Here is a 12,516-nt window from a genome sequence, read left to right as displayed (position 1 = left end):
TGTTAAATATTTTGCAATCGCTTCGGCGTTATTTGGTGATTTGGTGAGTGCCACCGCATCATCTACCGAAAGCCATTGATACGCCAAATGTTCCGTCAATATCGGTTCGATCTCATCGGGCAATGCCAATAAAAACCAATGCTCCGTGTTATGCGTAACGTTAGGGGCGTATTTATAGCGAAATTGCGGAAAAATCTCAAATTTCACACTCGTTTTGCAATCATAAAGTGCTAAATTTTGAGCAAAAATATCAATTCCGACTTCTTCTCTCACTTCACGCAATGCCGTTTGATAAGGTGTTTCTCCTGTTTCAATCGTCCCTGTTACCGACTGCCAAAAGGTTGGATCGTCTTGGCGTTGGAGCATTAGTACTCGCCGAGTTTTTTCGGCATAAATCACGACGAGAACAGAATGGGGATTTTTGTAATTCATTATATTCAGCTTATTCTAATAATTTTTCTAGAGTTCTCACCATTAAATATAAGCGAGTCGGGCTTTGTTGAATCGGCATGAAGCCATACTTCTGATAAAAATCAGCTACACCTTCTTTAGCATCTACAACAATAATCGGAAAACCGATAATTTGACTGGCTTGATAAATATTTCTCAGAGCATCACGCAAAAGTATTTTAGCATAGCCTTGATGTTGATATTTTTTATCAATTCCCAAGCGAGCTAACAGCCCTGCTGAAAGGGGAAACTTTGACTGCTTTTGTAAACTATCAGGTAATTCAGCTAATTCTAACCTTGTCATCGTTAAAGTATAGAATCCCACAATTTCCGTTGGATTTTGTGGCTCGACCAACACATAGGTTCGAGCGGTATCTTTTATTGCCTGCTGATTTGCCATTTGTCGCAAAAACAGGTTTAAACTTTGATTACCACAATCAAACTCCGCTCGATTATGCACTTTCGTATTTAACAACTGAATTTCCATTGTTTATCCCTTTTCACTATTTTGGAAAAGAGCTTTCAACTGTTCATTCGGTGCTGGTGGGTTATCTAAGTAGTGTAGCAATAAGCGAGTATCTTCATCGTTAAATTGCGTTATTTTTTCCGCTTGTAAAATCGCATTCGCTTTTTCTATCGCAGCGTTAAGTACAAAAGAATTAATGCTGGAAATCCCAACTAAAGCCGCTGCATTAAGCAATAATTCTTGTGTTGCCGAATCAATCCGTGCAGTAATACGGGGTAAATTTGCCTGTGCCATTATTTCCTCCTGTGTCATTTTGGCACATTTTAGAAGCCAAAATCGAAAATAGCAAGACAAAATAAGGGGTGGAAAATATTCCACCCCAAATCTTATTACTCTTTTTCCACCGTTGTTTGAATCGCCAGCTCCGCCAAGGCTTTCGGATTACCGAAACTTGGGGCATCGGTCATCAAACAAGCAGCCGCCGTTGTTTTCGGGAAGGCAATCACATCACGGATATTTTCTGTGCCAGTAATTAACATCGTTAAACGGTCTAAACCGAACGCCAAGCCTGCGTGTGGTGGTGTACCGAATTTTAACGCATCAAGTAAGAAGCCAAATTTCTCTTTTTGTTCTTCTTCGTTAATGCCTAAAATACCGAACACCGTTTGTTGCATTTTCGGGTCGAAAATACGCACAGAGCCACCGCCCACTTCATAGCCGTTAATCACCATATCGTAAGCATTCGCCACAGCACCTTTTGGATTTTGAACCAGCTCTTCAGGGCTTAAATCTTTTGGTGAGGTGAACGGGTGGTGCATTGCTGACCAGTTACCTTCGTCATCTTTTTCAAACATTGGGAAATCGACAACCCAAAGTGGTTTCCAAGCGGTGAGATCCGTTAAACCTAAATCACGCCCCACTTTCAAACGTAACGCCCCCATCGCATCAGTAACCACTTTTTCACTGTCCGCACCAAAGAAGATAATATCGCCGTTTTGTGCATTGACACGCGCTAATAATGCTTTAACCACATCATCAGTTAAGAACTTAGCAATCGGGCTTTGTAAACCTTCTAAGCCAGCGTTGACATCATTCACTTTTGCCCACGCTAAACCTTTTGCCCCATAAATGCCGACAAATTGGGTATATTCATCAATCTGTTTACGGGTAATTTCCGCCCCATTCGGCACACGAATTACCGCAACACGCCCTTCAGGATCATTTGCAGGACCGCTGAATACTTTAAATTCGACATCTTTTAGAATATCCGCCACATCAACCAACTCTAACGGGTTACGCAGATCAGGTTTGTCCGAACCATAACGACGCATTGCTTCGGCAAAGGTCATTTGCGGGAACTCGCCTAAATCGACATTTAAGCGATCTAACCACAAGCCACGGATCATTCTTTCCATTATCGCACGCACTTCAGGGGCGGTCATAAAGGTAGTTTCCACATCGATTTGGGTAAATTCAGGCTGACGATCCGCACGCAAATCTTCATCACGGAAACATTTGACGATTTGGTAGTAACGGTCAAAACCTGACATCATCAGCAACTGTTTAAATAATTGCGGTGATTGCGGTAACGCATAGAATTTGCCCTTATGCACACGGCTTGGCACTAAATAGTCACGCGCACCTTCAGGGGTTGCTTTGGTGAGCATTGGGGTTTCAATATCCAAAAAACCGTTGTCGTCCATATAACGACGCACAAAGCTGGTAATTTTGGCACGGGTTTTCAAACGCTCCGCCATTTCAGGGCGACGTAAATCTAAGTAACGATATTTTAAACGCTGTTCTTCAGTGTTATTTTGATTGAAATCGAGCGGTAACACTTCTGAGTTGTTATACACCACAAGCTCTTTTACCAACACTTCAATTTCACCCGTTGCCATCTCTTTATTGATTTGCGACGCATCACGCGCAATCACTTCACCTTTAATTTGCACACAGGCTTCCGCACGCAACGCAGAAGCTTGTTTGAATAAGGCTTCATCTTTCTCATCAAAGAAAACCTGCACGATCCCTTCACGGTCACGAATTTGCATAAAAATAAAACGACCAAGGTTACGCACACGGTGTACCCAACCGCTTAATGTTACTTGCTCACCAACGTGAGTACGGTTTAACACACCGCAATAATGAGAACGCATCATATCTGGTTATCCTTCTTATAAAATTTGGAAAAAATTAGGCGGGATTATAGCGAAAAGCGAGAAGAGAAAACAGATTCCCTGCAAAATAATGATTTATACCTTGAATTCCCTTAATTTGTCGCTATATTAACGGTCGTTTTAATGCAATCATTTGCAAAATCACATTTCATGTTGTTTAGAGGACTAGCAATGACAAACCAAACAGAAAAGAATCAAACAGAACAAGACGTAACGAAAGAAACCGAACAAACTCAAGATGTTCAAACCACAGAACAAACGCCTGAAGCCGAATTGCAAAAAAATGAAGAAATCGACCCGCTTGCAGAGGCGATTGCTCGCGTACAAGAGCTGGAAGAATACATTGCCGAAGCGGATAAACGCGAACAAGATATTCAGCTGCGCGCCCGTGCGGAAATTGAAAATATTCGCCGCCGTGCCGAACAAGATGTAGAAAAAGCCCACAAATTCGCCTTAGAAAAATTCTCCAAAGAGATGTTAACTGTCGTCGACAACTTGGAGCGCGGTTTACAAGCTCTTGAAGGTACGGAAGAAAGCGTCAAATCCGGCGTGGAATTAACCCTCAAAGGTTTAGTATCAACTTTAAATCACTTTGGTATTGAAGCGGTTGGCGTAGTGGGCGAAGCCTTTAATCCGGACCTTCACCAAGCGATCTCAATGCAACCTGCCGACGGAATTGAAAGCAACCACATTAGTGTGGTCTTACAAAAAGGTTATACCTTGCACGGCCGTGTCATTCGCCCGGCGATGGTGATGGTCGCCAGTTAATGAATACAAATGGTATGGTTTATCCATACCATTTCATTTTTCCGAATTTGCAAAATTTTCCTCAAATCAGACCGCTTGTTCACTATGTCTCTACAATTTAATTCCGTTGCCCTGCTACTTGTCGCCTTAATTTTACTCGGTATTTTCAGCCAAAATAGTGCCGTGACCATTTCCGCTGCTGTCTTATTGATTATGCAACAAACATTATTGGCAAAATATGTACCTTATCTCGATCAATACGGCATCAAAATCGGCATTATCATTCTAACTATCGGCGTACTTGCCCCGCTTGTATCAGGACGAATTGCTTTCCCTGAAATCGCCCAGTTGCTTAACTGGAAGATGATTGTCGCAATCCTAGCCGGTGTCGTCGTTGCCTGGCTCGGCGGACGAGGGGTCAATCTCATGGGCAACCAACCTGTGCTAGTCACAGGATTATTAATCGGCACTATTATCGGTGTCGCCTTCTTAAAAGGCGTACCTGTCGGACCGTTAATTGCGGCAGGGATTTTGTCGCTGGTTGTAGGAAAAATTTAAATTTCAAAAAAACAAGGGCAACACATAATGTATTACCCTTAATTCTTATTTCGGTGCCTGAACACGTTCAACAAAATCTTTAAAGAATTTATTTGCTTCAACGACCTCTTTTAAAATTGGTGAGGCTTGTTTAAAGCATTCATATTTTTCTTTCCAAACTTCATAATTACCAATTACAAAGAAGCGTTCTTTTGCTCGGGTTGCTGCTACGTTCAATAAATTAGGCTTTGTAACCAACGGAGCTGCTCTACCAATATCGGTGGCATTTCTTCCCAAAACCAACAAAACAATACTATTTTCCTTACCTTGGAAAGTATGAACAGTCCCTACGTTTTTATCCACCCATTCAGAACCTTTTGTTTCAAAGGCTTTCCAAAGCTCTTCTTTGCTTGCAAGTGTTGAACGAATTTGCTCACAAATATCTTTAAATGGCGAAATTATATATACAGGTGGTAATATTTTCTTTTTATATTTGTAACTAAACTTACAAAGCTGATGGAATAGATCTGCCACAAATTCAATTTCTTTTTGTTCTTGTTCTTCTCCCTCTGAAAGGTTCAACCAAGCACTTTGCTGCATTAGCCAAGGATCGCTATCAGGAAATCGTTTATTCATTCCAAACACCATTTTACCTTGATAAGCTATTCGGTTTGAAATAGAGAACATAGGATCCAAGCAACGGCGATGAACACGTAAAGGACTACCAATCCAAGTTTCTTCATTGTCAAAATGAATACTTGCTCCATACGGATTTGCTTTATCTGAGAGAACTTGCACCGATGTTTTATGTGGAGAAACCTCAAAATCAACATTGATGTTACTTGCTTTAAGTAAAATATCTGTTAGATTTTCGGGCGTGGTAAACACGGGTTCAATTTGTAGTGGATCGCCCACCACTACGGCATTTTTTGCACGCCATAATGCTCCAACAGCGGCCTGAGGAATTGCTTGTCCAGCTTCATCCACAAATACCCAACCAAGACTATTTGCACCTAAATAACGGAATAAAAAACCAAACGAAGCAAAAGTTGTTGAGGCGATAGGCACCATCATAAATAAACTTTGCCAAATTACTTTTGCTGTTTCTTCTACTTTACTCTTATCTCCTTGAAGTTGTTGCCCACCAATCAGATTTTTTATAGCGAGTATATTACCACTAAATCCAAATCTCATACTTTCTGAGATCCACGCTTCATGAAGAACAAGTGCCGCGTGAAATAATTCTGCACGTTTCTGATTTAAATTTTCATCTGACCAAAATCCACTAATCTGCCACTCATCTTGCTCAATATTTTCGAACATGTCAGTTGGTGTACACACTTTACTTAATTGCTTCTGTAAAACACTTAATTGCTGATGAAGCTTAGTTTTTTCTTGTTTCTTTTGTTGAGCCAGCTCTAACGCATCTTCAGCACGCATTTTGTGATCTTTTTGCATTTTCTGTGCTTGAAAGTTTTCTCGCAATTTTTCTACATATGCTCTTTGTTTTTTCGGTATAAAAAGCTTCACAAAGAAATTTGGCTTACCTTGTTCAATAAGCATTTGATCTTGCTGTAAACCTTCAAGTAGTGAAATTGCACGCTCAATCAATTTTTGATTACTTTGAATTTCTTGTTCAACATCTAGCTCTACCCACTTTTTCCATTCTAATACTGTTTGCATATAATGTGAAAGCTGCTCAATGTGTGTTTCAACGGCTTTTTTCTTTTCTAAAAAGAATTTCTTCGCCTCTAAGAAATTAGGTCCTACATATTTTTGACGCCATGTGTAAATGCTATCAAAATAATTCTTTTTGAAACCATCTGCACTCTCATCCGGTGCTTGCGTAAATTGTTCAACAAAGAAATCTCGATTCGCTTTACGCCCTAAAATACACGCAATCAATCCCCAAGAAGATTGTTGAGGCTCAATCTCCTTGTATACTTTTTTCTTGTTAATCTTTTTACAAGCAGTCAAATTTCTTGCTACGTTTTGCAAATAGGTTACTTTAGGTTGATGTAGCTCATCTTGCCAATTTTTACCTAAGGCTTTTACTTGCGGTAACTCTTCTGAAATATTTTGTACCGCCGCATTATTTGAAGAAGTAACAACCATTTCATAACCTGTGAGATCATCTTGCAACACTGCTAATTCTAAAGTTGATTTACCAAATTCAACCTTAATTTTCTCTTCTTTAAAGGTACTTTTTACATCTTCATAATGCGCCAATACGCTCGCTCTGCGCACAATATTTTCTGAAAAAATATCACGCAACAATGTTGTCTTTCCTGTCCCAGGTGGACCATTCACTGAAAAAAGTGACTGACTTTGATGTTTTTTATCCACTTCTTTAAAAATTGTATTGATTGCAAATTGTTGCATCAAACTCATATGATGAGGGTTTTCACTAAACCAGTGCCCACGATTGATATATTGTGGTTTCAAATGCTCAATAATGCATTCTTTCCCCTCATCAGTATTGTATAAATCAATTCGTTTGTAGCTTTTACGAAGGTATGCATCCAACGTTGTGCCAACACTTTCTTGTGATTTCCCTGCACGAATCACTTTAGCAATATCTGTTGCAAAAAAGCTATTCATAATAGAAATTTGAATGTGCTCAACTTCTACACTAAAAGGCGCAATTTCACTATTCACTGTTTTTTCTTGTTTTACTGTTCCTTTACGTGGATAAAGATAAAGCTCAGGTAAACCTGTTTGTTCAGATTGAAAATACATCCAATCTGTCACTATTTGCACCAATTCTGCAATGTTCTCACCATTTAAAGCCGGTAATGGGTTTTCTTCAGTAACTTTCGGTTCAATCTGCGTTTTCAAAAAGTCCGCCAACAAATCTTTTAATGATTTCATTTCTCCATCAAATTTATCAAAATCAAGACAGCTTACATCTCCGCCGTGCTGACGAATTTGCCCTATTGCCCACGGTGCAGTAGAAACTTCAATATTACCCGATTTATATGGATCTAATCGCCCCAATTCATCCAAACTGATTTTAGCGCAACAACTTAACCCCTTGCCTTCTTCAGTTAAATTACGTTTAGTCAACTGATTTCCAATAAAACGAACATTGTCGCTTTCTTCTCCTAGGGCAAGCATCTCTTTTAGCTGCTCCCCTAGTTCCTCCTTTTCATAAATACCGATAAACAGATCGAAGCCCACCACAATTTCATTTTCACCTTTATAAGGATTTAACCAAAGATCCTCAGCTTGATAGGTCGAAATAGCTTGTGCGGAAAAAGGCTGATAAATCTGCTTTTTCTTTGTAATTTTAGAAAGTGCGTCTTGCAGATCGTAGGGTAGGAAAAATTCAATTTTGTGCCAAAAATCTAAAATGGCAATTTGTTTTGAGGTGAGTTTATTTTGAGACATCATGTTTGTTTGCAATTATGATTCTTTGAAATATAAGTCATTGTAGGGATTATACCGTATATAGGCAAGCCTAAAACCTGAACCAATCCTCGTTCTATGGTACAATCTTGCGCATTATCAAATACCATAAAATATCAGCGATAAAATGAAACAAAATTTGCAAAACAATAAAAAAAACCAACCGCTTGATGATACTCAAAAGGCGTTGTTAGCCCAATTAAAAGATATAACCAATTTAGATTATCGCCGTTTGCATTCTCGTATTAACGGCATTTCAAATATCAAAAATGAAAATGCTAAACAAGCCATTATTGCAGAAATTGAAACGGATTTGACCGCTTGTAAAAGCCGTTATCTCGCGCGTAAACAACAAGCCGAACAACTAAAGATTGAGTACCCTGATCTGCCTGTTTCTGCGCGCCGTGAAGAGATTTTAAAACTGATTGCCGAACATCAAGTGGTAGTAATTGCTGGGGAAACGGGGTCGGGCAAAACCACGCAGTTGCCGAAAATGTGTTTGGAGCTTGGGCGTGGGGTAAAAGGACTAATCGGGCATACGCAACCTAGACGTATTGCGGCTCGCTCGGTGGCGACACGCATTGCCGAAGAGCTGAAATCGGAACTCGGTTCGACTATCGGTTATAAAGTCCGCTTTAACGATCAAGTCAGTGATAACACGCTCGTCAAATTGATGACGGACGGTATTCTGCTTGCCGAAATCCAAAATGACCGTTATCTCAATCAATACGATACGTTGATTATTGACGAAGCCCACGAACGCTCGCTCAACAACGATTTTATTCTCGGTTATCTCAAACAGATTTTGGCAAAACGCCCTGATTTGAAGGTGATCATCACATCTGCAACTATTGATGTGGAACGTTTTTCTAAACATTTCAACAATGCACCGATCATCGAAGTGTCGGGCAGAACTTATCCTGTGGAAGTGCGTTATCGTCCGATTATTGAGGAAGAGGATCAAGACCAACTACAAGGCATTCTCAATGCGGTGGACGAACTACAAGCGGAAGGTCGGGGTGATATTTTGATTTTTATGAACGGTGAGCGAGAAATTCGTGATACCGCCGAAGCCTTACAGAAGCAGGAACTTCGCCATACAGAAATTTTGCCGTTATATGCCCGTTTATCAGCCGCAGAACAACAACGCATTTTTAATCCAAGCAACCTGAACCGCATTATTTTGGCGACCAACGTGGCGGAAACCTCGCTGACTATCCCGAATATCAAGTATGTGATAGATACAGGAACGGCGCGTATTTCCCGTTATAGCTATCGCACCAAAGTTCAGCGTTTACCGATTGAACCGATTTCTCAAGCGTCCGCCAACCAGCGTAAAGGGCGTTGCGGACGTATTTCGGAAGGGATATGTATCCGCTTGTATTCGGAAGAGGACTTTAACGCCCGTCCGCAGTTTACTGATCCTGAAATTTTGCGGACAAATCTCGCTTCGGTTATCTTGCAGATGACGGCGTTGGGTTTGACGGATATTGCTTCGTTTCCGTTTGTTGATGCGCCGGATCATCGGCATATTCAAGATGGTATTCGTCTTTTGGAAGAATTAGAAGCCATTGTAGGGACGCCACGCTTGGCGTCCTTGAACAATGTCAAAACGGACGCCAAGCGTGGCGTCCCTACACATAAATTGACGGAAATAGGCAAACAACTCGCCCAACTCCCTATCGATCCCCGTCTGGGTCGTATGGTGATCGAAGCGGTGAAGAATGGCAGTTTGCACGAAGTGATGATGATCGTATCGGCGTTGTCTATTCAAGATCCCCGTGAGCGTCCGCAAGAAAAACAGCAGTCGGCAGATGATAAACATCGTCGTTTTGCCGATAAAGAGAGCGATTTTTTAGCCTTTGTGAACCTGTGGCATTTTATTCAAGAGCAACAAAAGGAACTCACCAAAAATCAGTTCCGCAAGCTCTGCCAAAAAGATTATCTCAATTATCTGCGAGTGCGTGAGTGGCAGGATATTTATCATCAGCTTCGCCTTGCGGTGCGTGAAATGGGCTTGCCGATTAACAGTGAGCCTGCAAATTATCAACAAATTCACACCGCTTTATTATCGGGTTTATTGTCGCATATCGGCTTGAAAGATAACGAAAAAATGCACTATTTAGGGGCGAGAAATGCCCATTTCTACCTGTTCCCTAATTCTGTGCTTTTCAAAAAACAGCCGAAATGGGTAATGGCGGCGGAATTGGTCGAAACCACCAAATTGTGGGGGCGAATGGTGGCTCGGATTGAGCCTGAATGGGTTGAGCCACTTGCCAAGCATTTAACCAAATCCAGTTACAGCGAGCCACGTTGGGCGAAATCGAAAGGGGCGGTGGTTGCCGATGAAAAAGTATCGCTCTACGGTATTCCGATTGTTGCCAGCCGTCCTGTGATGTATGGGGCAATCGATCCTATTGTCAGCCGTGAGATTTTTATCCGCTCGGCGTTGGTGGAAGGCGAATGGCACAATAATTACAAATTTTTCAAAGAAAATAACCGCTTGATCAAAGAGATAGAAGAGCTAGAACATAAATCTCGCCGCCGTGATATTTTGGTGGACGAGCAAGTGCTGTTTGAATTTTACGATCAGCGGATCGGCACAGATGTCGTTTCCAGCAAACATTTTGATAGCTGGTGGAAAAAAGCGTCCCAGAAAGATCCTGAACTACTGAACTTTGAAAAATCGTTCTTGATGAATGATAACGCCAACAAAGTGAGCGAATTGGACTTCCCAAATTTCTGGTATCAAGGTTCGCTCAAATTGAAGTTAAGCTATCAGTTTGAAATCGGCTCACAAGCGGACGGGGTGACAGTACATATTCCGTTGCCGTTGCTAAACCAAGTTGAAACGCACGGCTTTGATTGGCACGTTCCGGGGTTACGTCAAGAGCTTATCATTGCATTGATTAAATCGCTACCGAAAGCCACTCGCCGTAGTTTTGTACCTGCTCCAAACTATGCGGAAGCCTTTTTATCTCGTGCAGAGCCGTTTAAAAAGCCGTTGTTGGAAAGCCTAAGTTATGAACTTCGCCGAATGACAGGGGTTTTAGTTGAGCCTGAACAATGGGATTTAAGCCAGCTGCCGCCGCATTTGCGGATCAGCTTCCGAGTGATTGATGAAAAGGGCAAAAGCCTTGTGGAAAGTGAAAATCTTGATGAACTGAAATTCAATTTGAAAGACAAAGTGCAAAATACCCTGTCTAACATTGCCGATGACGGCATTGAACAAAGCGGTGTACATTTGTGGAATTTTGCCGATTTACCACAATTTTACGAGCAGAAAAAACAGCATTTTAGCGTGAAAGCCTACCCTGCGATTGTCGATGAAAAAGATGCTGTTGGGATCAAGCTGTTTGAAACAGAATTTGAGCAAGCCAAAGCAATGCAAGCAGGCTTACGCCGATTGTTATTGCTAAACGTGCCGTCGCCGATTAAATATCTGCACGAAAAACTGCCGAATAAAGCCAAACTCGGTTTATATTTTGCCCCGTTCGGCAAGGTGCTAGAACTGATTGACGACTGTATCGCCTGTGCGGTGGATAAGTTGATGGAAGAGTTTGGTGGCTTTGTATGGTCGGAAGAAAAATTTAACGCCCTGCACGACTACGTTAGGGCGAATTTAAACGATACGACGGTCGAGATTGCCAAACAGGTTGAGAAAAATCTCACTCTTGCCTATGAAATCAACAAACGCCTAAAAGGTAAGCTGGATTTCACGATGGCATTTGCCCTGTCAGACATTAAAGCCCAAATCGACGGTTTGATTTACCCTGATTTTGTCACTAAAACGGGCTACAAACGCCTTGCAGATTTACACCGCTATCTCACCGCTATCGACAAGCGGTTAGATAAGTTGCTGGTGGACAGCAATGCCGACCGAGCTAAAATGTTGCGAGTGGAACAGGTGCAAAACGCCTATCAACAACTGTTGGCAAAACTGCCGAAATCCAAACCGATTTCCGATGAAGTCTTGGAAATTCGTTATATGATTGAAGAGTTGCGTGTCAGCCTGTTCGCCCAACAGCTTGGCACCAAATATCCGATTTCGGATAAGCGGATTTTGAATAGTATGAATGACATTAAATCATTGTAATATCGGCCGTCATATGATTTTTAGGTGACTGTTGATAATTTCACCGTAATCATAAAGAAAATCAACGTACTGCCCCGACACAACAAAGCGGTACGATTTTGTAAAATTTTCACAAAATCATACCGCTTGTTTATTTGGGAAATGTCATCGCGACTAAACAATCGACTATTTTTTTACGATCAAGGTAATCCCATCGACTTTGACGACTTCAACCGCATCACCGACTTTCAGATCCGCCCCGCTTACCCGCCAGGTTGTATCACCGAATTTACCGCGAACCGTGCCGTTTTCTAAAATTTCAACGATCGTTCCTCTTGCGCCGAGCATAGAATATTCCCGCGAATTTAATGCCGAAACTTTGTCGTCTTTAGTGTCTTTATCATGCTGATATTTCCACCATGCGACACTAAAAACAATTGCAAGAACGGCAAAAATAATGATTTGTCCGCTAAATCCCATCTCCGGAAATATGGCGACCAATCCCGCAATAATAATTGCGGCAAATCCCCACCACATAATAAAGATTCCCGGGGCAACGGTTTCCAAAATTAATAAACCGAATCCTAAAATCAGCCATGCTGCCCAACCTGAGTACCATTCTTCCATCATTGTGTCCCCCCGTTTTACCCGCTCAT

Annotated in this window: 9 protein-coding genes; 3 read left to right on the top strand and 6 right to left on the bottom strand. The window is 41.5% G+C overall.

Features of this window, described 5'->3' with window-relative positions; translation table 11 throughout:
- The 4 genes from nudB to aspS all read right to left on the bottom strand — a co-directional run.
- A partial coding sequence (gene nudB, locus ACEYKX_RS09270; RefSeq protein ID WP_373780710.1) for a dihydroneopterin triphosphate diphosphatase occupies positions 1–432 on the bottom strand: 432 nt, incomplete at its 3' end.
- Between the two features lie 10 nt (positions 433–442).
- Complete coding sequence (locus tag ACEYKX_RS09265) at positions 443–937, bottom strand: GNAT family N-acetyltransferase (protein ID WP_373767723.1); 495 nt, start codon at positions 935–937, stop codon at positions 443–445.
- Positions 938–940: 3 nt separating this feature from the next.
- Positions 941–1,210 carry a DUF1778 domain-containing protein gene (locus ACEYKX_RS09260; protein ID WP_373767722.1) on the bottom strand — a complete coding sequence of 90 codons (270 nt, stop codon included), beginning with the start codon at positions 1,208–1,210 and terminating at the stop codon, positions 941–943.
- Between the two features lie 95 nt (positions 1,211–1,305).
- Positions 1,306–3,075: an aspartate--tRNA ligase gene (gene aspS / locus ACEYKX_RS09255; protein WP_373767721.1), complete on the bottom strand. Its 1,770-nt coding sequence runs from the start codon at positions 3,073–3,075 to the stop codon at positions 1,306–1,308.
- 189 nt (positions 3,076–3,264) lie between these two features.
- Between aspS and grpE the strand changes: the two genes are divergently transcribed.
- Together grpE and ACEYKX_RS09245 are read left to right on the top strand one after the other, a co-directional pair.
- A complete protein-coding gene (grpE, locus tag ACEYKX_RS09250; RefSeq protein WP_373767720.1) occupies positions 3,265–3,861 on the top strand; it encodes a nucleotide exchange factor GrpE in 597 nt (198 codons plus the stop codon).
- A gap of 84 nt (positions 3,862–3,945) precedes the next feature.
- Entirely contained in the window at positions 3,946–4,398 is a 453-nt protein-coding gene (locus tag ACEYKX_RS09245) for a DUF441 domain-containing protein (RefSeq protein ID WP_373767719.1), read from the top strand.
- 45 nt (positions 4,399–4,443) lie between these two features.
- Here the strand turns inward: ACEYKX_RS09245 and ACEYKX_RS09240 are convergent, their stop codons facing one another.
- Complete coding sequence (locus ACEYKX_RS09240; protein WP_373767718.1) at positions 4,444–7,770, bottom strand: AAA domain-containing protein; 3,327 nt, start codon at positions 7,768–7,770, stop codon at positions 4,444–4,446.
- Between the two features lie 142 nt (positions 7,771–7,912).
- On the opposite strand from ACEYKX_RS09240, the gene hrpA reads away from it, so the two are divergent.
- The gene (gene hrpA, locus ACEYKX_RS09235; RefSeq protein WP_373767717.1) at positions 7,913–11,881 is read left to right on the top strand and encodes an ATP-dependent RNA helicase HrpA; all 3,969 of its coding nucleotides are present in this window, start codon (positions 7,913–7,915) and stop codon (positions 11,879–11,881) included.
- Between the two features lie 165 nt (positions 11,882–12,046).
- Here the strand turns inward: hrpA and ACEYKX_RS09230 are convergent, their stop codons facing one another.
- Complete coding sequence (locus tag ACEYKX_RS09230) at positions 12,047–12,487, bottom strand: NfeD family protein (protein ID WP_373767913.1); 441 nt, start codon at positions 12,485–12,487, stop codon at positions 12,047–12,049.
- Between the last annotated feature and the right edge of the window lie 29 nt (positions 12,488–12,516).

It is taken from the genome of Glaesserella sp. (assembly GCF_041817755.1).
In the GTDB taxonomy this organism is placed as follows: domain Bacteria; phylum Pseudomonadota; class Gammaproteobacteria; order Enterobacterales; family Pasteurellaceae; genus Glaesserella.
Note: the sequence above shows the minus strand (reverse complement) of the source record. Positions and strands in the feature narration are given on the sequence as shown.

What these genes read in the sequence shown, in the direction of transcription:
- ACEYKX_RS09265 (WP_373767723.1), bottom strand. Translation starts at nt 937, where the DNA reads ATGGAAATTCAGTTGTTAAATACGAAAGTGCATAATCGAGCGGAGTTT.
- ACEYKX_RS09260 (WP_373767722.1), bottom strand. Translation starts at nt 1,210, where the DNA reads ATGGCACAGGCAAATTTACCCCGTATTACTGCACGGATTGATTCGGCA.
- aspS (WP_373767721.1), bottom strand. Translation starts at nt 3,075, where the DNA reads ATGATGCGTTCTCATTATTGCGGTGTGTTAAACCGTACTCACGTTGGT.
- grpE (WP_373767720.1), top strand. Translation starts at nt 3,265, where the DNA reads ATGACAAACCAAACAGAAAAGAATCAAACAGAACAAGACGTAACGAAA.
- ACEYKX_RS09245 (WP_373767719.1), top strand. Translation starts at nt 3,946, where the DNA reads ATGTCTCTACAATTTAATTCCGTTGCCCTGCTACTTGTCGCCTTAATT.
- ACEYKX_RS09240 (WP_373767718.1), bottom strand. Translation starts at nt 7,770, where the DNA reads ATGATGTCTCAAAATAAACTCACCTCAAAACAAATTGCCATTTTAGAT.
- hrpA (WP_373767717.1), top strand. Translation starts at nt 7,913, where the DNA reads ATGAAACAAAATTTGCAAAACAATAAAAAAAACCAACCGCTTGATGAT.
- ACEYKX_RS09230 (WP_373767913.1), bottom strand. Translation starts at nt 12,487, where the DNA reads ATGGAAGAATGGTACTCAGGTTGGGCAGCATGGCTGATTTTAGGATTC.